23 protein-coding genes are annotated in these 22,266 nt (G+C 42.3%); all 23 read left to right on the top strand.

Annotated elements, in window-relative coordinates; genetic code table 11:
* Positions 1–42 precede the first annotated feature (42 nt).
* Positions 43–513, top strand: coding sequence for a copper resistance CopC family protein (locus JOD03_RS10400; RefSeq protein WP_239584948.1), 471 nt, complete (start codon positions 43–45; stop codon positions 511–513).
* Positions 513–1,598 carry a copper resistance D family protein gene (locus tag JOD03_RS10395; protein WP_204590864.1) on the top strand — a complete coding sequence of 362 codons (1,086 nt, stop codon included), beginning with the start codon at positions 513–515 and terminating at the stop codon, positions 1,596–1,598. The genes JOD03_RS10400 and JOD03_RS10395 overlap by 1 nt, the downstream gene beginning before the upstream one ends.
* Before the next feature lie 106 nt (positions 1,599–1,704).
* Positions 1,705–2,643, top strand: a complete 939-nt coding sequence (gene mdh / locus JOD03_RS10390; RefSeq protein ID WP_204590862.1) for a malate dehydrogenase — start codon at positions 1,705–1,707, stop codon at positions 2,641–2,643.
* A 264-nt stretch (positions 2,644–2,907) separates the two neighbouring features.
* Positions 2,908–3,501, top strand: coding sequence for a TetR/AcrR family transcriptional regulator (locus JOD03_RS10385; RefSeq protein ID WP_204590860.1), 594 nt, complete (start codon positions 2,908–2,910; stop codon positions 3,499–3,501).
* Between the two features lie 24 nt (positions 3,502–3,525).
* Complete coding sequence (locus JOD03_RS10380) at positions 3,526–5,055, top strand: class I adenylate-forming enzyme family protein (protein ID WP_204590858.1); 1,530 nt, start codon at positions 3,526–3,528, stop codon at positions 5,053–5,055.
* A 68-nt stretch (positions 5,056–5,123) separates the two neighbouring features.
* A complete protein-coding gene (locus JOD03_RS10375; RefSeq protein ID WP_239584947.1) occupies positions 5,124–6,284 on the top strand; it encodes an acyl-CoA dehydrogenase family protein in 1,161 nt (386 codons plus the stop codon).
* Positions 6,285–6,295: 11 nt separating this feature from the next.
* Positions 6,296–7,276 (top strand): NADPH:quinone oxidoreductase family protein, encoded by a 981-nt coding sequence (locus tag JOD03_RS10370; RefSeq protein WP_204590854.1) that lies wholly within the window; start codon positions 6,296–6,298, stop codon positions 7,274–7,276.
* Positions 7,277–7,294: 18 nt separating this feature from the next.
* A complete protein-coding gene (locus JOD03_RS10365; RefSeq protein ID WP_204590852.1) occupies positions 7,295–8,419 on the top strand; it encodes a type 2 periplasmic-binding domain-containing protein in 1,125 nt (374 codons plus the stop codon).
* 69 nt (positions 8,420–8,488) lie between these two features.
* Positions 8,489–9,814, top strand: a complete 1,326-nt coding sequence (locus tag JOD03_RS10360; RefSeq protein ID WP_204590850.1) for a TRAP transporter large permease — start codon at positions 8,489–8,491, stop codon at positions 9,812–9,814.
* A gap of 16 nt (positions 9,815–9,830) precedes the next feature.
* A complete protein-coding gene (locus JOD03_RS10355; RefSeq protein WP_204590848.1) occupies positions 9,831–10,394 on the top strand; it encodes a TRAP transporter small permease in 564 nt (187 codons plus the stop codon).
* Between the two features lie 5 nt (positions 10,395–10,399).
* Positions 10,400–11,137 (top strand): 2-phosphosulfolactate phosphatase, encoded by a 738-nt coding sequence (locus tag JOD03_RS10350; RefSeq protein ID WP_204590846.1) that lies wholly within the window; start codon positions 10,400–10,402, stop codon positions 11,135–11,137.
* Between the two features lie 5 nt (positions 11,138–11,142).
* The gene (locus JOD03_RS10345; protein WP_204590844.1) at positions 11,143–12,171 is read left to right on the top strand and encodes a phosphotransferase family protein; all 1,029 of its coding nucleotides are present in this window, start codon (positions 11,143–11,145) and stop codon (positions 12,169–12,171) included.
* Between the two features lie 390 nt (positions 12,172–12,561).
* Positions 12,562–12,903, top strand: a complete 342-nt coding sequence (locus tag JOD03_RS10340) for a MaoC/PaaZ C-terminal domain-containing protein (protein WP_204590842.1) — start codon at positions 12,562–12,564, stop codon at positions 12,901–12,903.
* Between the two features lie 12 nt (positions 12,904–12,915).
* Positions 12,916–13,836: an NAD(P)H-dependent flavin oxidoreductase gene (locus JOD03_RS10335; protein WP_204590841.1), complete on the top strand. Its 921-nt coding sequence runs from the start codon at positions 12,916–12,918 to the stop codon at positions 13,834–13,836.
* A complete protein-coding gene (locus tag JOD03_RS10330; protein WP_204590839.1) occupies positions 13,808–14,638 on the top strand; it encodes an enoyl-CoA hydratase-related protein in 831 nt (276 codons plus the stop codon). Before JOD03_RS10335 ends, JOD03_RS10330 begins: the two co-directional genes overlap by 29 nt.
* Positions 14,631–15,398 (top strand): enoyl-CoA hydratase/isomerase family protein, encoded by a 768-nt coding sequence (locus JOD03_RS10325; protein WP_204590837.1) that lies wholly within the window; start codon positions 14,631–14,633, stop codon positions 15,396–15,398. The genes JOD03_RS10330 and JOD03_RS10325 overlap by 8 nt, the downstream gene beginning before the upstream one ends.
* 5 nt (positions 15,399–15,403) lie before the next feature.
* Positions 15,404–16,246, top strand: coding sequence for a 3-hydroxyacyl-CoA dehydrogenase family protein (locus JOD03_RS10320; RefSeq protein WP_204590835.1), 843 nt, complete (start codon positions 15,404–15,406; stop codon positions 16,244–16,246).
* A 95-nt stretch (positions 16,247–16,341) separates the two neighbouring features.
* Positions 16,342–17,523, top strand: coding sequence for an acetyl-CoA C-acetyltransferase (locus tag JOD03_RS10315; RefSeq protein ID WP_204590833.1), 1,182 nt, complete (start codon positions 16,342–16,344; stop codon positions 17,521–17,523).
* Between the two features lie 98 nt (positions 17,524–17,621).
* Complete coding sequence (locus tag JOD03_RS10310; RefSeq protein WP_204590831.1) at positions 17,622–18,059, top strand: MarR family winged helix-turn-helix transcriptional regulator; 438 nt, start codon at positions 17,622–17,624, stop codon at positions 18,057–18,059.
* 2 nt (positions 18,060–18,061) lie between these two features.
* The gene (locus tag JOD03_RS10305) at positions 18,062–18,679 is read left to right on the top strand and encodes a dienelactone hydrolase family protein (RefSeq protein ID WP_204590829.1); all 618 of its coding nucleotides are present in this window, start codon (positions 18,062–18,064) and stop codon (positions 18,677–18,679) included.
* 62 nt (positions 18,680–18,741) lie between these two features.
* The gene (locus JOD03_RS10300; RefSeq protein WP_204590827.1) at positions 18,742–19,377 is read left to right on the top strand and encodes a nitroreductase family protein; all 636 of its coding nucleotides are present in this window, start codon (positions 18,742–18,744) and stop codon (positions 19,375–19,377) included.
* A gap of 171 nt (positions 19,378–19,548) precedes the next feature.
* The gene (locus JOD03_RS10295) at positions 19,549–20,667 is read left to right on the top strand and encodes a sugar ABC transporter substrate-binding protein (RefSeq protein ID WP_204590825.1); all 1,119 of its coding nucleotides are present in this window, start codon (positions 19,549–19,551) and stop codon (positions 20,665–20,667) included.
* A 73-nt stretch (positions 20,668–20,740) separates the two neighbouring features.
* Positions 20,741–22,261: an ATP-binding cassette domain-containing protein gene (locus tag JOD03_RS10290; protein ID WP_204590823.1), complete on the top strand. Its 1,521-nt coding sequence runs from the start codon at positions 20,741–20,743 to the stop codon at positions 22,259–22,261.
* Positions 22,262–22,266: the final 5 nt, after the last annotated feature.

Here is a 22,266-nt window from a genome sequence, read left to right as displayed (position 1 = left end):
CACACTGAACTTAGTACGACAAATCCAGAAGACGGGTCGGAACTGACAGAAACAATTGATACAGTTACACTGACTTACTCTGGCCAAATTGAAGAAGGTAGTGTGTTTGAGGTAATCACTGAATCAGGTGAAGAAATAAGCGTAACAGGATTTACGATTGAAGACGGCGTTCTAACTGGTCAATTGGAACAACCTCTTGAAAATGGCATGTACACAGTCAATTGGAATTCAATAAGTGAAGACGGACATCCTTTAAACGGGACATTTACCTTTAGTATTAATGCATCAGTAGAAGAGGTAGCTACTGAGGAAGAGGTAGCAACAGAAGAGGAAGAACCAGTTGCAGCGGAACAAGAAGAAACCGATGAGACATCCCAAGCGACAGAAGTGGCTTCTACAACAGCGACAGCTCAAGAAGAAAGCACTTCTCCATTCATCTGGATAATTGCCGCACTTGCGGTCGTGCTAGTAGCGGTTAGCATCCTCACTATTACTAGAACAAAGAGAGCGTAATGGAACTCCTCGTTATGGCAGGGCAGCTGGTACTGTCGCTTGGACTGGCTGTACTTGTTGGAAGCTTTTTATTGCTGGCGGTACCTGTAACGAAACGACCCGCTTTGCGAGTGTCTCCAATTGTCATATTGATCAGTACACTGGCTGTGGTGATTGGTGCGTTTATTCCGATACTTCAAATTACATTTGCACTGATGCCGCGGTTGTCATTTACGGAAGCATTTGAGATGGTCGTGCTATCGTATCGCACAGGTCTCGCATGGGATTTCACACTCTTAGGTGGCGTGCTGCTAATTGTTTTGTATGCGCTATTTCAGCACCGAAACGAGTGGTTCTTTCAAGCGGCGTATCTTGCACTCACCGTGTTTATGATTGGCACCATCGCCTGGGCAAGTCATGCCAGCTCCATTGCACCAGTGAGAGGCTTTGTGGGTGATTTTCTCCATCTGCTTGCCGCTGCTATCTGGGTCGGCGTGGTTCTCGTTATTGCCTGGTTCGCCACGACGACAACCAATTGGCTGAACTGGCTAAAATGGTTTTCCCCGGTAGCCTTCATTTGTTTTATCACGATGGGAGTCAGCGGGTTTTTATTGATGGACCTAACCGTACCCAATTATGTGACTGGACTAAGCACGTCGTACGGACAAGGTCTGTTCATCAAACAGTTGCTTATGATTCCTTTGATTGCGTATATTGTGATCAATAGTTTCTTTATGAAACGCTGGTTGATCACACGTAAACTGAATCCGATTCCGTGGGTTCGTGCAGAATCCGTCATTTTGTTTGCCATTTTCATGGTGACCGCCTTCTTCAGTCATCAGGCACCCCCAAGTTCAATGGTCACGGAGGGCAATCTTTCTGCGCTATCTCTGTTATTCCTTGAGGGTTCATTGATCACAGGAGAGGCGCTGAGCTTTGAACTAGGGCTTCCTGTATTGTTCTTCGGCGGCCTTGCGTTTATCTTCGGCGGGCTGGTCGTGACGGCGTTTATCAAACGAGCACCCATCGCAGCAGGCGGTTTGTTCGGAGTAGCCTCTGTGGCCTGTGCCTATATTGGCATGATGTCAGGTATCATCGTCAGCTAACGACTCACCCTTTGGGTGGGTCGTTTTGCGTTCGCGAAAACACAGCAAAAGGTCTACAATAAGTAGGAAGACGTAGTTTCTCATTACAAACAGAGGAGGCGTTACAATGGCTTTTCAACGTACCAAAATAGCCGTGATCGGAGCAGGATTTACTGGAGCAACCACCGCATTTATGCTGGCGCAGAAAGAACTAGGGGATGTCGTGTTGGTCGATATTCCAGAGCAAGAGAACCCGACAAAGGGCAAGGCGCTAGATATGTTGGAGACGGGTCCTGTACAAAAATTTAGCACGCATATTACGGGCGCGTCCGATTACGAATCGATTCGAGATGCAGATCTTGTCATCATCACTGCAGGCATTGCGCGAAAACCGGGCATGAGTCGAGATGACCTCGTGGCGACGAATGCATCCATCATGCGTTCAGTTTCTGAAAACATTAAGACGTATGCACCGAACAGTTATGTGTTGATCTTAAGTAATCCAGTGGATGCCATGACGTATGTTTGTTACCAAACCACAGGCTTCCCCAAAAATCGAGTGATTGGCCAATCAGGTGTATTAGATACTGCCCGGTTCTCAACGTTTGTCGCACAAGAACTAAACATTTCTGCCAAAGACATCACAGGATTTGTGTTAGGTGGCCATGGGGATGACATGGTTCCATTGACGCGTTATTCGAATGCCGGTGGAATTCCACTGAGTGACTTGATTGCACCTGATCGCATGGAAGCTATCGTCGAACGGACGAGAAAAGGTGGCGGTGAGATCGTCTCCTTGCTCGGTAACGGGAGTGCCTATTATGCACCAGCGGCTTCTTTAGTAGAAATGGCAGAGGCTATTTTGAAAGATGAGAAGAGAGTATTGCCAGCCATTGCTTATTTGGAAGGTGAATACGGCTATTCGGATATTTATCTCGGCGTTCCAACGATTTTAGGTGGCGACGGTATTGAGAAAATCATTGAGCTCGAGCTGACAGATGCAGAAAAAGAAGCCCTTGATCGTTCTGCTGAGTCAGTTAAGAACGTCCTTAATTTATGTAAATAACTTTTAACAGACTGGCTACTATAGCTAGTCTTTTTTATTTGTTCAATTATTAAACAAAAGTCAGTCATTGGTACTGCTCAGCTAATTGCTATTTGATATATAATTTATAATTCAGTTTAAAATTTGAACTTTGTTCAAAAAAATTCTTTACTTCGAAGTTAAGGCGATTTATACTTTACTTAATTATCAGAAAATTGAACGAAGTTAAAATTTTTAGTTTAATTTGAAAGCCCTTACATTTTAAAGCAAGGAAGTGGATGTACTTTGAAACTAGCTGAGAAAAAACAACAAAAGAAAAAAGAAGAAATCATCTTATCCGCTGTAAAAATTATGAACAGAAACGGCTCTAAGAAAACAACTATGGAGCAAATTGCTGCGGAATTACTAATGACCAAAGGCTCTCTTTATTATTACTTTAAAAATAAAGAAGATTTAATTTATCAGTGCCATGAGATGGTTTTAAGTAGAGCTATCGAAGATATTGCACAAATTTATCAAGATGAAAGGTCCTGTGAGGACCGGTTAAAGAGAATGATTCATAAACATATCGATTATGCCATTTACGAAAAAGAAACATTCAATATGATTGTTAGGCCTGATCAAACGTTTGCTTCTAAACAACTAAAACCGATCGTAGATAAACGTTCCATGTATTCCTCTTATTTTGATGCAGTGATTAAAGAAGGCATCGCCTCAAAAGAATTTGAATCCATCGATTATCGCATGGTTCGTATGATGATTTTAGGAGCAATGAACTGGATTCAACAGTGGTACAAAGCAAATGGAAGTAAATCTGTAGAGGAAATTCAAGAGATTTATTCTACGTATTTGTTAAAGCTTGTAAAATCAAACAATTAATCTTAAGGGTTCAGGGGTGAAACTATGATGCTAGAGTCCATAACATTGTTCGATCGAGAAAACATACAGGTATTTCAAAATCGTCCGCATTCCATTGGTGCATTTATTCACCAATCGGTTGAAGTAAATCCATCTAAACTAGCAGTAGTAAGTGAGGAGGAAAGCTTAACTTATAAGGAATTAGAGGATCGAGCACGTCGTATAGCCATAACGTTAACAACAAAATACGGTGTTCAAAAGGGAGATCGCTTGGCGATTCTGATGGGGAATGGTATAGATTTTCCTACTCTGGTATACGCCTCAGCACTAATGGGCAGCATCCTTGTCCCAGTCAATATAAAACTCGCTTCAGAAGAAATTGCCTATATTCTCTCGCATTCTGAAAGCAAGCTTCTGGTGTATCATGCTGACCTGACAAACATTGCTGAGGCGATGGACATGATTGAAAAAGTAGCATTCCAAAACATATCTTCAGAGGGAATCGAACATGAGAAGCTCTCTTTTCCTGAAATGGAAGAAACAGATCCTGCATACATTCTCTATACCTCTGGTACCACAGGAAGACCTAAAGGCGCTGTGTTATCGCATGTTAATGTAATTCATAGCGTGATGAATTATAAAACCATCTTTGGAACGAATAAAGATTACACAACGTTAATAGCTGTTCCGATGTTCCATGTTACAGGGCTTGTGGGACAACTACTACACCAATTGTATAACGGAGCAACAATCTACTCGATGAAAAAGTATCAAAACGAAACGTATATTCAACTCGTTCTTCAACATCAAATCAACTTCTTGTTTAATGTGCCAACCATTTTTGTCATGATGTCTACCACAGATATGTTCAAAGAAAATGATTTCTCCTTTGTGAAAAAGGTAGCGTATGGGGGATCGCCTATCTATCAACAAACGTTTCAGCTTTTGAAACGAGCTTTTCCAAACGCCGAACTTCATAATGCCTATGGGTCTACTGAAACCACATCTCCTGCGACTTTAATGCCACGACAGTATGGCATTGATAAAGTACGATCTGCTGGTCAACCTGTGCATGGAGCTGAAGTCAAAGTGATTGATGAAAATGGGACCACCTTAAAAGTCGGTCAAACTGGGGAGATTTGTATTAGGGGGGCCATGGTGATTAAAGGCTACTGGAAGAACGAGGAGGCCAACCTAGCTGGTTTTTCCGATGGATACTGGCTATCGGGAGATATCGGTATGCTAGACGAAGAAAATTTCATTTATATTCTGGACCGAAAAAAAGACATGATCAATCGTGGGGGTGAAAAGATATTTTCGATTGAAGTGGAAGATGTACTAAAAAGTCACCCCGACATTTTGGAGGCAGCTGTAGTTGGGGAACCGGACGAAATTTATGGAGAGATTGTTAAAGCCTATATTGTGTCAAATACCCTTTCATCCGAATCTACAGAAAGTATTCGAGCCTATTGTTTAACAAAGTTAGCCAAGTATAAAGTGCCAAGTAAAATCATGATCATTAAAGAATTGCCAAGAAATGCATCAGGTAAGATTTTAAAAAAATCATTGAAATAGGGGGAATACACGTGCTAAAAGAACTGTCACCGAAAGCACAAGAGTTACATACAAAATTAATTCGCTTTATGGATGAATATGTTTATAAAAATGAAAGCGTTTACGAAGAGCAATTAAATCAAGCGGAAACGCGCTGGTCTGTTCCACCTATTATGGAGAAGCTAAAAGAAAAGGCAAAAGAGCAAGGGTTGTGGAATTTATTCATTGATGATGAAATACATGGTCAAGGTTTATCCAATTATGAATACGCTCACCTTTGTGAGGTGATGGGGCGCTCATTGATTGCTCCAGAGATATTTAATTGCAACGCTCCGGACACGGGCAATATGGAAGTGTTCATTAAATATGGAACAGAAGAACAAAAAGAAAAGTGGTTAAAGCCACTCCTCTCCGGCGAAATACGTTCTTGTTTTTCCATGACAGAAGTGGATGTGGCTTCTTCAGACGCAACAAACATTCAAGCCTCCATTGTACGTGACGGAGACGACTATTTAATTAATGCGAAGAAGTGGTGGACGTCTGGAGCCTTAGATCCAAGATGCAAAATTGCCATCGTAATGGGAAAAACAAATCCGGATGAAGAGACCTATAAACAGCAATCGATGATTCTTGTCCCATTTGATACAGAGGGTGTAGAAGTCGTACGTCATTTACCTGTCTTTGGGTATGATCATGCGCCTCATGGACATGCAGAAGTGCACTATAATAACGTACGAGTTCCTGCCTCTAATCTACTCTTAGGAGAAGGAAGAGGGTTTGAAATTGCACAAGGTCGTTTGGGGCCAGGAAGAATTCACCACTGTATGCGGGCAATAGGAGCCGCAGAACGCGCGTTGGAACTAATGATTGAACGGGCGAACTCAAGAGAAGTGTTCGGTAGTAAAATCGTCGATAAAGACGTCATCCGTGAACTGATTGCTGAAAGTCGCATTGAAATTGATCAGGCACGACTTCTCACTTTATCTGCCGCCCATAAGATTGATATGTCAGGTGCAAAAAGTGCTCGAAAAGAGATTGCCATGATCAAAATTGCTGCCCCTCGCATGAGTTTAAATGTGATTGACCGTGCTATTCAAGTTTTTGGTGGTGGTGGTGTAAGTGATGATTTCCCATTGGCGGCACATTGGGCAAACGCACGGACATTGCGAATTGTGGATGGACCTGATCAAGTTCACCTGCGAGACATTGGTAAGTTAGAAGTTCGTGAGCAGGTGACTACACATTCCTAAGGAGTGATTGGATGAAAGCATGGCAAATTGTGCAACATGGTGACCCTAAAGATGCGCTACGATTAGCTACATTAGAAAGGCCGAAGCTCGAAAGAGGGCAGATTCGAGTGAAAGTGAATGCGGCAGCACTGAATTTTTTTGATATCCTTCAATGCCAAGGAACCTATCAAGAAAAACATACCTTCCCATTTACGCCTGGCGCTGAGATTGCAGGTCAAATTATTGAAGTCACGGAAGCTAGTGAACTATCCATAGGAACATTTGTGATAGCTACTCCATTGCTTCCGAACGGGGGGTTGTCAGAAGAGATTGTGGTCCACGAGACAGAAGTCTTTACTATACCCGATGATTTTGATTTACAAAAAGCAGCCGCTATGTTTATTACGTATCAAACCGCGTATTATGCATTACATCACTTAGGGAATATTGAGCCAAATGACGTTCTCTTGGTGCATGCCGGATCTGGAGGAGTTGGGTCGGCAGCCATTCAACTGGGGAAGGCGGCTGGTGCCACGGTGATTGCGACGGCCGGAACAGACGAGAAAACTCAAGTGTGTACGCAGTTAGGTGCCGATTATTCTATTAACTATCAAACGACTAATTTTGCCGAAGAAGTAAATAAAATTACACAAGGGAAAGGAGCGGATATCATTTTTGATCCTGTAGGCGGATCAACCTTTGACCTTTCAAGAAAATGTATCGCATTTGAAGGAAAAATACTGCTGATCGGTTTTGCTGGAGGGAAAATTTCAGATGCTCCGACGAATCATGTATTGATTAAGAACTATTCTCTTGTAGGGGTGCATTGGGGATATATGCGAAAGAAAACTCCCGACAGAGTAGGAGAAATTCACAATCAGTTAATTCAATTGGTTAAAGAAAAAAAAATAAATCCTCTCATTTATCGTAGCTATTCATTTGACGAAGTGGTTCAAGCATTAGATGAGTTAGGTGACAGAAAAACGTATGGGAAGTTAATTATAACTATCTAAACAAAGGGGAGAAAACGTATGAAATGGACAGGTGGGAAATTTCTAGCAGTAACAGCAATGGCAGGTATCCTTTTGGCAGCGTGTGGAGACGGAGAAACAACGTCAGGAACAACGGGCGGATCAGATTCAGCTGAAACAATCACATTGCGTGCAGCGACAGGCCTAAGCCCGCAACATGCATGGTGGGAAGGCGGTATGGTTCCTTGGATGGAGAGAGTTGAAGAGCTTACGGACGGTCAGGTAGAGTTTGAAACATTCACATCAGGTGAATTGGTGGCTGTACCAGATGAAGCAGAAGCAGTTGAAAATGGAACAGTGGATGTAGCATTGATCCTGCCTATTTATCAACCTGATCAATTCCCTATGGCGGAAATCACGATGCTTCCATTAAATCATTCAGACACCATGATTGCTTCTAATGCATGGAAAGCGTTACTTGAAAGTGATCAAGAATTACAAGACGGTCAAACGTTTAGTGAATTGCAGTTTAGTCAATTTAAGATTTTTCCTATTTCTACAACTCAAGAGTATTCTATTTCAACAACTGGGAAAGAATTCAATAGTGTAAATGATGTCATCGGAACGTCTCTTCGTACACCTTCCCGAATCCATGAAATGTACGCGGCCGAAGCGCAATTAAATAGTGTAACAATGCCGGCCGTAGAAATGTATGATGCGTTGAGCCGTGGTACGTTCGATGGAAGCTTCTATAGTATTGCTGACTGGACAGGCTATGGTTTCCAAGATCTCTTCAAATACACGGTAACAGGTATTAACTTTGGTCACTTCAATTCATTCATTGGCATGAACAAGGAGAAGTTTGAGTCCCTTCCAGCAAATGTTCAAGAGGCTATGGAACAAGCCACTGAAGAATATTTCGAAGGCTCTGGTCAAATTTGGCTGGATCGATCAGAGGCGGTTATCACAATGAATGAAGAAGCTGGCGGTCAATTCGTAGACTTCAGTACGTTACCACAAGATGTTCAGGATCACTTCAATCAAGGGGTGGAAAATACATGGACAAACTATGCACAACTTTTAGAAGACAATGGTCTACCGGGAACAGAACTAATTAAGCTTTGGAGAGACTTACTCGTGGAGAACGGTGGAGAAGTTCCTGAAAGTGTTATGAACCTAGAATAATCTCAAAAGGCGATAATTCAGGTTATCGCCTTTTAATAACTGTTTTGTCAGCAGGAGGGGTGTTGAATAATGGATAGCTATCTAGTGGTAGGGATTATTTTAGTTCTGATGATTGTTTTTCTATTGATGGGAATGTATATTCATGCGGTTTTGTTCGCCTGTGGTATTTTTGGTCTTATCATGCTTGAAGGATTTAGTATATTACCAGGGTTGCTTGGCAATGAACCGTTTAATCGAGTGGCTAGTTATACGCTGACAACCATTCCTTTATTTGTTCTGATGGCGCAATTCATCTTACATTCGGGGCTAGTCCAAGATGTGTTTTATATTGTGCACAAAGTATCTAAAGGAAAAAGTAGTTTGTTAGGAATACTTACTTTGATTATTGGAGGAATGTTAGGAGCAGTATCTGGATCGGGTACAGCCACGGCAGCTTCATTAGGGCAAGTTGCGATTCCTGAACTGAGAAAACATGGGTATAGTGCCCCTCTAGCAGGAGCTATTGCAGCCTCTGGAGGGTCATTGTCCGGTATTATTCCTCCGAGTATTATTCTGATTCTTTATGGAGTAGCAACAGAGACACCTGTAGGGGATTTATTTATTGGTGCCTTCATCCCGGGAATTCTGGTTATGGTGATGTTTATTATAGCAATGCTTTTCTACTTTAATTTAGAGAGAAAAAAAATGCCCGTAACTGAATCGTCGGCTGTAGCAGATGTGGAAGAAGAAATGAAAATTCCACTCTTCCGCGTCATTACGGCTTTAGTTATTGGATTACTGATTGTTGTATTGATTTTTGGAGGTATTTACTCAGGGTTATTCACGCCAACTGAAGCAGGAGCTGTCGGTGCCACAGCCGGCTTATTGACCGCGCTAGTTCTTGGAAAAGTCAATTTCTCATTCTTTAAAAACTCGTTGACGGAGACCATCAAATTAACTGCGATGGTACTACTGATTATGATTGGTGCACAAATCTTTGGACGCTTTGTTTCCCTATCGCTCTTACCTAGAAAGTTAATTAACTTGCTGGAGCCTATTATGGATAACCCTGCTCTAGTGTTGATTCTCATCTCTATTATTTTATTTGTCATGTTCATGTTCATTGAGGGCGCAGCCGTCATCTTAATGACCATTCCTGTATTTTTACCTATTATCACAGCTCTTCAAGTCGATGTCTTGTGGTTCGGTGTATTTATCTCCGTCATTTGTACAATCGGACTGATTACACCACCCGTTGGGATCAGTGTCTATGCCGTTTCTGGTGTCAGTGGAATCAGCTCAGGTGCCATCTTTAAAATCGCGATGGGCTTTGCTATTTTCGCAATGATTGTTGTCTGTGGATTATTAATACTATTTCCTGAATTGGTCAGCTGGTTGCCCAGCTTGAGCAATTAGAGAGGAGCTGAACGGAATGACTACATTTTATAAGTTATATGCGTATTTCGGTTGGATCAAGAAGATAGGTCTGGTCATTAGTGCGATTACAGTCGTGTTCATGATGTTTTTTATCACCTACGATGTCATTGTTCGAAATATCTTTTCTAGCTCCATACGAGGCGGATTCGAAATTATTCAAAACTATATGATGCCCCTTATCGTGTTCCCAGGTTTGGCTTATGTATACGGTACAGGCATGCTTCCTAAGATGGAGCTATTACTGGATAAAATGTCTGGTAGGATGAGGAAAGGTGTAGTGCTCACTCTCATCTTCATTGAAATTGTGGTACTTATTTTTGTCGTCTATTTCAGCTGGGTATATGCCATGGCGGGACTAGAGCGACAAACAGCATTTCCGGCTGCGGGTACACTGTATCCTTTATATCCGTTGTTCTTTATCATTCCTATTGCTTTCTTTTTAATGATTATTGAAAACCTCTTTATTCTTGTTAAAAACGTAAAGGAGAAGACAGCGACTTTTGTGGTGGACTATCAGCCATCAGAGGAGGAACAAATTATCAATCAAGCTGTTAAATGACGCTTATGACTAAAATACATGTACTCCCTATGAAGGAACTGATTCAACCAGAGCTGTTAGTTAATGCAGATGTGGTCGTATATGATGTATTGTTGGCCACGTCTTCTATCCTCTTTTTATTGAATAAGAACTATCGTCCGATCATCGCAGTAGAGAATGCTCAAGAAGCAATGCGTTTAAAAGAGCAAAAGTATAGAGAGGCACTTCTCATTGGAGAAGAAAACGGCGATCCTATTGAGAGTTTCATGTATCCAGATCCAGAGATATTTGATTCTGTTTCGTCTAGTCAGATGAGTATCTTCTGTACAACAAACGGGACGAGAGCGATTCAGGCGGCCAAACATGCAAAAAATTTATGGGTAGGTTCGATTAGTAACAATAATGTGTTGGCATCTCATTTGAAAACAGAAGGCGCAAAGTCGATAGTTCTGATTGCAGCTGGAAATGTGGGGCGTATGTCTTTAGAAGATATGTTAGGAGCAGGACATTTTATTGACCACTATAAGCAATTGGGAACTGTTGAGTTAACAGATAGTGCAAGGATAGCGTTTGGGCTTTATCAACAAACAAAGGATGAAGAAGGGTGGACATTATTTAACTCTGAGACACATCGGTTACTTACAGATAAAGGATTCAAGGGAGCCACCCGCTATGTTTTAGATCATATTAATCAACTAGATATAGTGGCGAAATATGACAAATCGATTGGGACAATAGATATTGTGTCAAGAAAAGTGAGGTGATTGCGATGAAATCAAGCGAATTCATTCATTGGGATGCGTTAGAATCAATACTTAAAAACGAATTGAATCTTTCTGAGGGACATCTGATACACAAGAAATTTTCTGAAGGATATAGCAATATGACTTTTCTCTTAACACTAGACAAATGGGAAGGCGTTATGAGAAGACCTCCTGGTGGCGAACTTCCACCTAGAGCACACGATATGCACAGAGAGTTTCAATTGCTTGAAAAACTGAGCAAGGTGTATCCACTGGCCCCAACCCCATTACTCTACCTTGATGACAAAGAGATTATGGATAAACACTTTTATATCATGGAGAAAAAGAATGGTGTCGTCATTGATGAGAATTATCCAACTGAATGGGGCTCTTCTACCGAGGTTGGACCTATTTTATCGAGAGCTATAGTAGATGCCTTGATAGATTTACAAAAAGTAGATTATAAACAAGCAGGGCTTGCTAATTTCGGGAAGCCCGAAGGATTCATGGAACGCCAAGTAAGCGGCTGGATTCGAAGATATAGTCATGCAAAAACAAAAGAGATTTCATCGGTAACGGAAATTGAAGGATGGTTGACTCAAAACGTACCTAAACACAGTGATATCACGATTGTTCATAATGATTTTAAATTAAATAACCTTGTGTTTGATGATGGGAATCCATCCCACGTTACCGGAGTACTAGATTGGGAATTAGCCACCATCGGAGATCCGTTAAGTGATGTAGGATCTTCATTAGCTTATTGGGGAAGTAAGGATGATCCGAATATTGGTATTCACGTTTTGTCTAGTCAACAAGGATTTTACAGTCGACGCGAAATGGCAGAGTACTATGCGAAGGGCACTGGAAAAGATTTGAGTAACATAAACTTCTATCTAGCATTTGGGTTTTATAAGCTAGGCGTCATCTTGCAACAAATTTATGCGAGGTGGGAGAATGGTTCTCTTGAAGATCAACGTTTTTCCACTCTAGATGAAGCAGTCGAGAACTTGATGAACTTAGCTATAGAAGCTAAAGAAGGCAGACTAGTTTGAGATGAGTGAGGATATATACACGTACCTTCCACAAAAACTATCAAAGGAAGAGGTCGCAATCTTTTCAAGGGCCGTCCAATGGAATAATCAGCAAACCTCGTCGCCTATACTAGTAAGTCGTTTATTCTATAGCGGATCTGATAACTTATATGATTTTTTTGACTCACTTGGATTAAGCGACCGTCAGATTTTACACATTTCTCAAGCGTATACGTACCATTGTGAACTAATCCCTGGGCCGTCAATGATCATTCAGTCTACTGTACAAAATGTGGAGTGGAAAGAAAAATGGATAAAGCTCAACGTGTCTTCAAGGGTTTTAGCACAGGATGAGAAACTTCTGATTGAAGGAAATGCTACTTATTTTTGTGAAAAGAGAGAGGGAGATGAATGGAAAAACGGGAAATTACATTCACTCTGACAAGAAAGATGATTCAGGACTATGCTTTAGCAAGCGGTGATCAAAATCCGATTCATACAGATGATGCGGTTGCAATAGCCCAAGGATTACCTTCTTCGATTAGTCATGGCATGTTAGTTATGGGGATTTGCGCAAGTAAAATTATTGAATTTGGGTGGGTCCCCAAACTAACAACGTACGAAATGAGTTTTCTCTCGTATGTTCTCCCTGAGGAAGAGCTCGTTCTTACTACCTCGTTTAAAAATGGTCAAGGGATGGGGATGGTATCCTCACGAAGTGGCCGACGTAAAGCCGAATTCACATTTACATAAGGAGGATGTTCGATGAAGTTACCTATCATTATGGCACCCATGTTCCTCGTCTCTACACCACAAATGGTCATTGAAGCATGTAAAAGAGGAATCATTGGGTCCTTTCCTCTTCTAAATGCACGTACATTGGAAAGCTGTGAGGAATGGTTGAGTGAAATAAAAGAAAATGTTTCTTCAGATCAAACTTGGGCAGTCAATTATATTGCCCATAAAACAAACAAGCGATTTGAAGAAGATTTAGGGCTCATTGAAAAGTATCAGCCACCTGTTGTGATTGTTTCTCTTGGGTATCCTGGAAAAGTCGTAGAAACCGTTCATCGCTATGGAGGTCTCGTCTATGCAGATGTAGCAAATGTAAAACATGCGCGGAAATCTGCAGAAGCAGGTGTAGATGGTTTAATTCTCGTGTGTGCAGGAGCGGGAGGACATGGAGGAACTTTACATCCTTTTGCCTTTTTCCATGCCGTCAAAGAGTTTTGGAATAAAACGATTATCTTATCGGGGGCTATTTCAGAAGGAGAAGACATTTTATCCGCCCAAACTCTTGGAGCAGATTATGTTTACATGGGGACCCGATTCATTGCAACGACAGAAAGTGCGGCTTTTCCAGAATACAAAGACATGCTTCTAACATCCACTACAGAGGATATTCTCTATTCAAATTCGTTTAGTGGTGTCTATGCCAATTACTTAATACCTAGTTTGCAGAGAAATAATATCGATCCAGCTCTTTTGAAACACAATGAAAAAATGGACCTCGATCATATGATCGATGCTAAGGCCTGGCGAGACATTTGGTCCGCAGGTCAAGGTGTGACAATGGTTGAGAAAGTACAGACAGTAGCAGAAGTGATTGAAGAACTCGAATTAGAATATCTTCAAGCGGTTGAAAGGATGAGATCCTGTGTACCAGACTTTATTAGTAAGCAATGAAGATGGCATTCTGACGGTTAAGCTCCATCGGCCCGACACGATGAATGCCTTCTCAGAAACAATGATGGCGGAATTGATTGATGTTTACCAAAAAGCAAATAAGAATCCCAAAGTTAAAGTCATCATTGTCACAGGAGAAGGGAAAGCATTTTGTGCGGGGATGGATTTAAGTGGGAATGATCAGGTGTTCACATCAGATGAGTCTGTAGAAGATTTTAGAGATACGGGTGGAAGAGTTAGTTTAGAAGTATACAAATTATCGAAGCCAATCATTGCAGCCATTAATGGTGCTGCAGTAGGGATAGGAATCACCATGACATTACCAATGGATATTCGCATCGTTTCACCGAAAGCAAAAATAGGATTTATTTTCGGTCAAAGAGGAATCGGTCCGGAAGCAGCAAGTGGTTATTTTCTACCGAAGTTGGTCGGTCATGCGAAAGCATTGGAATGGCTTTACACAGGTCGGATTTTCCGTGCACAGGAGGAAGAACAAAGTGGTTTGTTTCACTACATGACAGAGGAGCCTTATGCAAAAGCAGAGGAACTTGCTAAGGAAATGATTCAAAACACGTCACCAATATCTCGAGCATTTAGTCGTCAATTAATATATTCCATGTTGAATAGTTCCCATCCGCAGTCCTCTCACTTGATCGAATCACGTTTCTTGCATTGGATAGCTGATAAAGAAGATGTGAAAGAAGGTATTCAAGCGTTTAAAGAAAAAAGAAGGCCTTTCTTTCCTATGGCAGCGGATCAATTACCAGATTTCTTTCATGTAGGGAGAGATAAAAATGATTGAATTTCAACAAGAAGGGCCTATTGGGATATTAACTATCAATCACCCACCCATGAATACATTAAATGTAGAGGTGTTCACCAGTCTAGCGAAGCATGTGGCTTGTTTAAAAGATTTCCCCGAGTTAAGGGTATTAATTATTACTGGCGCAGGAGAGCGTGCATTTGTTGCAGGTGCAGAGATCCGAGAATTCTTAGAGGTGGACGAGAAAAGTGCTTATCAACTATTAGAAGATGGCAATGAAGTCTTTAATCAAATTGAAAATTTACCTATCCCGGTTATTGCAGCTATTAACGGTTTTGCCTTAGGGGGAGGCCTTGAGCTCGCTCTCGCTTGTGACATTCGTGTGATGTCAGAGTCGGCGAAGGTAGGCATGCCTGAAACGAAACTTGGCGTGTTTCCTGGCTATGGTGGGACACAACGTCTAGCGCAATTAGCAGGAGTGGGCAGAGCGAAAGAATTAATCTATACGGGACGGCTATTACGAGCTGAAGAAGCAGTTACGTATCAAATTGTAGAGTATATTGCCCCGGCTGAAAAGGTTCTGGACAAGGCGTTAGAACTTGCACGAATGATTGCCGAAAACGCACCACTGGCGATTGCATCTGCTAAGAAAACCTTACAGTCAGGGCAGCATTTGTCCTTAGAGAAACGTATCCAACAAGACATTTCGTATTGTGCCCCCCTATTTCGTACAGAAGATTTACAAAATGGAGCACGCTCATTTTTAAAGAAAGAAAAAGTACAATTTATAGGGAGGTAACCAACATGAAAATCGGCGTACTAGGCGCAGGCACAATGGGACATGGCATCGCGCAAGCCTTTGCGATGTCAGGATACGAAGTGAAATTATTTGATATCGAACAAACCAGCTTAGATAAAGCAAAGAAAAGTATTCACAAGAGTGTATCAAAAATCCATGAAAAACAAGGGAAAGAAATACAGGCGACGGAAGAAGTAGTACAACGCATCGACTACGTCACGGAAATAGAAAAATTGGCAGAGAGCGATTTGATTATCGAGGCGATTGTGGAGCAGATGGAAATCAAAAAAACGGTATTCAAACAGCTAGGAGACATCTGTAAAGAATCTACCATTCTCGCATCGAACACATCAGGACTCAGTGTGACAGAATTGGGGGCAGCCAGTGAACGTCCGAAGCAAGTGGTAGGCATGCATTTTTTCAACCCTGTGCCTCTGATGAAGCTTGTCGAAGTGGTAAAAGCGGAAGAAACGTCAGAAGAGACGCTTCAATCGGTGAAGGACGTGATTACATCTCTTGGGAAAGAGGCAATCACGGTTCTCGACTCACCACTATTTGTCGTCAACCGGATTCTGGTACCCATGTTGAATGAAGCCATGATTGTCTACGGAGAAGGTCTGGCATCAAAAGAAGACATTGACCGAGGCATGATGCTCGGAACGAATCAACCGATTGGACCATTAGCTTTAGCTGACTTGATTGGTCTAGATACACTTCAATTTGTGTGTGAAACCCTCTTTACGGAGACGGGAGATTCCAAATATCGAGTGCCACTCATATTGAAGAAGAAAGTGAGAGCAGGTCACTACGGAAGAAAGTCAGGACGAGGCTTTTATTCATATGAATAAAGGTTCGTCTGTTGTCGTGTTCTTTTCACTAGAAAATCGATATACTTAAAAAGTAATTGAATCGTATATAGGATGAGCAAAGGGGATGTTTCAACATGAAAGAAGTGTACATATTGGATGGCGCACGTACAGCCTTTACGGCGTTCGGGGGATCGTTTTCAACGATTCAAGCGGATGAGCTTGGAAAAGTCACAGCAGAAGAGGCGATGAAACGGTCAGGCGTCACGCCAGAACAAATTGATCACGTGGTTTACGGCAACGTCATTCACTCGCACACCAATGCAGCATATCTTGCACGTCACATTGGACTAAAAGCAGGCGTCCCGAAAGAAGTTCCAGCACTGACACTCAATCGCCTGTGTGGCTCGGGAACACAAGCTGTCGTTTCCTCGGCACAGATGATTCAACTTGGAGAAGCAGAAATTGTGCTGGCAGGGGGAGCAGAAAACATGTCGATGGCACCTTATGCGAATTTTAGCAGCCGCTTCCATCAAGCCAAACTCGGTCCGATGAAGTTTGAAGACATGCTGTTATCGACGTTGACCGATGATTACACTGGAAATGGCATGGGGATGACGGCAGAAAAACTGTCCGAGATGTACGACATTTCACGTGACGAACAAGATGCGTTTTCAGCACTGAGCCATGAGCGTGCTGCAGCTGCCCGTGAATCAGGTCGCTTCGGCAAAGAGATTGTGCCATTTGAAATGGCAACCCGTAAAGGGACGCTAGTGGTGGATAAAGACGAACACATCAAGCCAGAGACAACGGCCGAGACACTTGGAAAGCTGCGTCCTTCCTTCAAGAAAGATGGAACAGTTACAGCAGGAAATGCAAGTGGCATCAACGACGGAGCCGCGAGTCTGGTGATCGCAAGCAAAAATGCAGTGGATCGCCACGGATTAAAACCGATGGCGCGCATCGTATCTTGGGGGATTTCCGGAGTGGATCCTGAAATTATGGGAATTGGTCCTGTACCAGCTATCAAACAAGCACTCGACCGTGCAGGCATGTCACTTGAACAAATCGATTTGTTTGAAGTGAACGAAGCCTTTGCTGCACAGTATCTGGCTGTAGAAAAAGAGTTAGGTCTAGACCGAGAAAAAACGAATGTCAACGGTGGGGCCATCGCACTTGGACACCCTGTGGGAACAAGTGGGGCACGCATTGTGCTTAGCCTTGCGTATGAATTAAAAGAGCGCGGGCTGAGATACGGTGTGGCGAGTTTATGTATTGGTGGAGGACAAGGAATTGCAATGATTATTGAGCACGTATAAAGAAAAGAGCTTGGGCATCCGTTCAAGCTCTTTTTTTGACGCTACATTTGAAAACTGCTACAATTATCTTGAAATCAAGATAAAGGAGGCGTATTGCATTGGACACGAAACAAGTTGGTTTAGCAATTGAAGCACTCGTTCGAACGTCTGGCGCCTTTCATCAACGCATTAAAGAAGATGCAACAAAGCATGGTCTTCATGCCACAGAATTTTCAGTGATGGAACTGTTATATCACCAAGGAAGACAGCCAGTTCAGAAAGTAGCGAAGCATGTCTTGATCACAAGTGGCAGTACAACCTATGTATTAGACAAACTAGTGAAGAAAGAATTTATCACACGCACTGTATGTTCAGACGATCGAAGGGTAATTTATATAGAACTAAGTAATAAAGGCCAAGCTCTTATGGAAACAGCTTTTCCTGAACATTTAGAACGAATGAAAGCCTACTTTAGTGGACTTGATGAAGAAGAGTTCAAGCAATGGTTAGAAATTACACGAAAACTGGGCAAAGCCGCCCGTAAAGGAGAGAGATAGACGTGAAACATGTATTTAAAAAAGGAACAAACGCAACAGCACCTACACTACTAATGCTCCACGGGACAGGAGGCAATGAACATGACTTGCTGTCAATTGCATCGATGATTGACGAAGAAGCAAATGTATTGAGTGTCCGCGGGAATGTTTTAGAAAACGGGGTGCCGCGTTTTTTCAAACGGTTAGCTATGGGTGTGTTGGACCAAGAAGATTTAGCCCTTCGCACGAAAGAGCTGCATGACTATATAAAAGAAGCGTCAGAAGAGTACGGTTTTGACCGCGAAAATGTCGTGGCTGTAGGCTACTCGAATGGAGCCAACATCGCTGCAAACTTAGTGATGACAGAGAAAAATAGTTTAGCAGGTGCAATCCTCTATCATCCAATGATTCCGAACCAAGACGCAAAAATTCCCGAGTTAACTGGTTTACCTGTATTCATTGGCGCAGGGGTCAATGATCAGATGGTACCGTATACGGAATCAGAAGGATTAAAAGCCATGTTACTCGAACACGGGGCAGAAGTGGACATGCATGTGGAACCATATGGTCATCAGTTAACAGGTAGTGAAGTAGAAGCTTCGAAGATTTGGTATAACCGGAACTTCAAGCAGACAAATTGACGACTACCCCTGAAACGCGATAGACTAATTTCCATTCAAAGACTAAAAGTGAGGGACCAATTATGACAACTACGACAAAACCGACGTATGAACAAGTAGTAAAAGAGCGTCGTTCTATTCGTGTATATGATCCAGAAGTGAAAATTTCAAAGCAAGAAATGCATGAACTATTGGAAGAAGCAACATTGGCACCTTCCTCTCTAAACTTGCAGCCTTGGCGCTTTCTTGTCATTGAGAGTGAAGAAGGAAAAGAGACGTTGAAAGGATTGGCGAAATTCAACCAACGTCAAGTTGAAACATCTGCAGCTGTCATTGCTGTTTTCGTCGATATGCAAAGCGTAGAAACAACTCAGGAAATTTATGATTTAGCTGTAGAAAAAGGCGTTATGCCAGCAGACGTTCGTGACCGACAAGTTCCGGCTATTCAAGGGATGTTGAAGGACATTCCAAAAGAGCGCCTGAAAACAATGAACTTCCTAGATGCAGGCCTAGCAGCAATGCAAATCATGTTATCTGCGCAAGCGCGCGGGTATGCGACAAATCCAATCGGTGGATTTGATAAAGACCATATCGCAGAAGCATATGGCCTAGATAAAGAACGCTTCGAAGCGGTCATGCTGATTTCAATTGGGAAGGCAGCTGAAGTAGGCTATCAATCCGTACGCCTACCAATCGACGATTTAGCAAAATGGGTATAGAAATAGGAGAGTCTGACACATGAGTGTCAGGCTCTTTTTTTAATTTTCAGACACTCTTCTTAAAAAAATACAGAAGAGTATAAAAGATTACCCGTGATAGCGCTTACATAAGAACTCTTCGCTTTCTATACTGAAGTAGAAATCATTTCAGGTAAGGGAGAGGGTTAAGAAATGAACAAGAAATCTGTATGGAAATGGGCTAGTTTATTAGCAGCTTCTATGATTTTTGTCGCGGGGTGTAATTCAACAGGAGGAGAATCAGGAGGAAGTGGCGGTGTAGACGTAGGGATCGTTCTACCCACTAAAGATGAGCCACGCTGGGTGCAAGATGAGCAGCGCTTTAAAGATGCATTAGCAGATTCGGATTACTCAACTGAAATCCTATTCAGCCAAGGATCTTCTGCAAAAGAAAAAGAAAATGTCGATGCACTTTTAAACAAAGGAATTGACGTATTGATTATTACGCCACATGACGGTGCAGCAGCAGGAGCGGCTGTGGAAGCAGCGAAACAAGAAGGCGTCACAGTCATCTCGTATGACCGTTTAATCACAGACACAGACGCAGTAGATTACTACGTAACATTCGACAGTTTAGCTGTTGGTGCTGCACAAGCCCAATACTTAGTCGATAATGCCGATGGATCAGGTGTACCGCTTTACCTGTATGCAGGTGCAGCTTCTGATAACAACGCATTCCTATTCTTCCAAGGTGCTTGGGAAGTGTTACAACCGAAAATTGCAGACGGCACATTTGTCATCGCAAACTCTTCAGAAGCAGAAGCATTGAGCGATAAAGCAGACCTTTCTCGTGATGAGCTTGGTAAGATCATTGGCCAAATCACTACAAACTGGGATGCAAACGAAGCAAAGAACAAAGCGCAAACGCATTTAACAGCTGCATCGGATGAGCAAAAAGGCGACGTTGCGATCTTAGCTCCGAATGATGGAACAGCTCGTGCAATTGCAGACGTATTTGGTTCGGATTCAGCAATCACTTCATACTTCGTCACTGGACAAGATGCTGAGAAAGCATCGATTCAATATATCATTGATGGTCAGCAGTCGATGACAGTATTCAAAGATGTTCGTACGCTTGTGCAAGACGCTATGGGCATGGCTGTTGACATTTTAGATGGGAATGACCCTGAAACAACGGGCTCTTACGATAACGGAGCAGTAGAAGTAAAAGCGAAACAAACAGATGTTATCGTAGTGGATCAAGAAAACGTGAAAGCAGAATTGATTGACTCAGAGTATTACGAGGCAAGTGAATTCACTGGATTAGAGTAATCCCTAGGACGCGTCTCATGCTTCGGCGTGAGACGTGTTTACTTACAAAGCAAGTCGCAAGGAGGCGCGCAAAGTGGCAGAGTACATTTTAGAGATGCGGAACATATCAAAAGAATTCCCAGGAGTGAAGGCGTTGACAGACGTCAACTTTCAAGTGGAAAAAGGGGAGATTCACTGTCTAATCGGCGAGAACGGGGCAGGGAAATCCACGCTGATGAAGGTTCTGAGTGGCGTCTACCCGCACGGCACATACTCGGGCGACATTGTATATGAAGGGAATGTTCAACAATTTAAAGAAATCAGCGACAGCGTTACAGCAGGGATTGGCATCATTTATCAAGAACTTGCTTTATTCCCTGACTTGACTGTCTATGAAAATATTTATGCAGGCAATGAAGTACGAAAAGGTCCTGTCATTGATTGGAACAAGACAATTGTGCAGTCAACTGAACTTCTTCGAAAAGTAAAGCTTCGTGTCACACCGGAGACATTGATCAAGGAATTAGGTGTTGGAAAACAACAGCTTGTGGAAATTGCAAAAGCCTTGAGTAAAGATGTAAAGTTGTTGATTTTAGATGAACCAACAGCTGCGCTTAATGAAGATGACAGTGAGAATCTATTAAATCTTCTCAAAGAACTGAAAGAACAAGGCATCACGTGTATTATGATTTCTCATAAATTAAAAGAAGTCATCTCGATTGCCGATAAAGCGACAGTGCTGCGAGACGGAAAAACGATTTGTACGCTGGACTCAAGAAAAGGAGAGATTACCGAACGACTTATCATTCAAAATATGGTCGGACGAGAAATCGAAGACATCTATCCAAAACGACCTGACCATGTCATTGGTGAATCTGTTCTCTCGCTTGAGAACTGGTCGGCTTACGATTCACAACTTGGTCGCCAAGTCGTAAAAGAAGCGAATTTACATCTAAACAAAGGTGAAATCATTGGGATTGCAGGCTTGATGGGATCAGGACGCACAGAGCTTGCCTTAAGTATTTTTGGAAATCCTAAAAAGTACAAGCTGACTGGTGAGATGAAACTATTTGGTGAGACCAAGCGATTGAAACATACAAGTGAAGCAATCAAAGAACGAATTGCCTACGTAACAGAGGATCGCAAAGGAGATGGCTTGTTTTTATTGCAAGATATTAAAAGCAATATCTCTGCTGCACACTTAAAGGGGATTGCGCCTAAAGGTGTGCTGAATGTGAATGAGGAAGTAAAGGTCGGGACGCGTTATAAAGATTCCCTTTATATCAAAGCGAATTCGCTCGAGCAAATCGTCGGCAAACTCAGTGGAGGCAATCAACAAAAGGTTTCTCTGGGCAAGTGGTTGTTTACTGGACCTAAGATCTTGATTTTGGACGAACCGACACGTGGAATTGATGTCGGGGCAAAATTTGAAATTTACACGATTATGAATCAACTGATTAGTGAAGGGTTGAGTATCATCATGATTTCTTCTGAATTAGGTGAGGTGCTCGGTATGAGCGACCGTGTCTACGTGATGGCGGAAGGACAAATCAAAGGAGAGCTTTCCCGCGAACAGGCAACACAAGAAACGATTATGGAACTAGCGACACAATAGGGGGA

Source organism: Chryseomicrobium aureum (genome assembly GCF_016909155.1).
GTDB classification, from domain to species: Bacteria; Bacillota; Bacilli; order Bacillales_A; family Planococcaceae; genus Chryseomicrobium; species Chryseomicrobium aureum.
The sequence above is the reverse complement of the archived record's forward strand: the minus strand, read 5'-3'. Positions and strand labels throughout refer to the sequence as shown.

Excerpts from the sequence above, each read along its gene's own strand:
- JOD03_RS10395 (WP_204590864.1), top strand. The coding sequence starts at position 513 with ATGGAACTCCTCGTTATGGCAGGGCAGCTGGTACTGTCGCTTGGACTG.
- mdh (WP_204590862.1), top strand. The coding sequence starts at position 1,705 with ATGGCTTTTCAACGTACCAAAATAGCCGTGATCGGAGCAGGATTTACT.
- JOD03_RS10380 (WP_204590858.1), top strand. The coding sequence starts at position 3,526 with ATGATGCTAGAGTCCATAACATTGTTCGATCGAGAAAACATACAGGTA.
- JOD03_RS10375 (WP_239584947.1), top strand. The coding sequence starts at position 5,124 with ATGGATGAATATGTTTATAAAAATGAAAGCGTTTACGAAGAGCAATTA.
- JOD03_RS10370 (WP_204590854.1), top strand. The coding sequence starts at position 6,296 with ATGAAAGCATGGCAAATTGTGCAACATGGTGACCCTAAAGATGCGCTA.
- JOD03_RS10365 (WP_204590852.1), top strand. The coding sequence starts at position 7,295 with ATGAAATGGACAGGTGGGAAATTTCTAGCAGTAACAGCAATGGCAGGT.
- JOD03_RS10360 (WP_204590850.1), top strand. The coding sequence starts at position 8,489 with ATGGATAGCTATCTAGTGGTAGGGATTATTTTAGTTCTGATGATTGTT.
- JOD03_RS10355 (WP_204590848.1), top strand. The coding sequence starts at position 9,831 with ATGACTACATTTTATAAGTTATATGCGTATTTCGGTTGGATCAAGAAG.
- JOD03_RS10350 (WP_204590846.1), top strand. The coding sequence starts at position 10,400 with ATGACTAAAATACATGTACTCCCTATGAAGGAACTGATTCAACCAGAG.
- JOD03_RS10345 (WP_204590844.1), top strand. The coding sequence starts at position 11,143 with ATGAAATCAAGCGAATTCATTCATTGGGATGCGTTAGAATCAATACTT.
- JOD03_RS10340 (WP_204590842.1), top strand. The coding sequence starts at position 12,562 with ATGGAAAAACGGGAAATTACATTCACTCTGACAAGAAAGATGATTCAG.
- JOD03_RS10335 (WP_204590841.1), top strand. The coding sequence starts at position 12,916 with ATGAAGTTACCTATCATTATGGCACCCATGTTCCTCGTCTCTACACCA.
- JOD03_RS10325 (WP_204590837.1), top strand. The coding sequence starts at position 14,631 with ATGATTGAATTTCAACAAGAAGGGCCTATTGGGATATTAACTATCAAT.
- JOD03_RS10320 (WP_204590835.1), top strand. The coding sequence starts at position 15,404 with ATGAAAATCGGCGTACTAGGCGCAGGCACAATGGGACATGGCATCGCG.
- JOD03_RS10315 (WP_204590833.1), top strand. The coding sequence starts at position 16,342 with ATGAAAGAAGTGTACATATTGGATGGCGCACGTACAGCCTTTACGGCG.
- JOD03_RS10300 (WP_204590827.1), top strand. The coding sequence starts at position 18,742 with ATGACAACTACGACAAAACCGACGTATGAACAAGTAGTAAAAGAGCGT.
- JOD03_RS10295 (WP_204590825.1), top strand. The coding sequence starts at position 19,549 with ATGAACAAGAAATCTGTATGGAAATGGGCTAGTTTATTAGCAGCTTCT.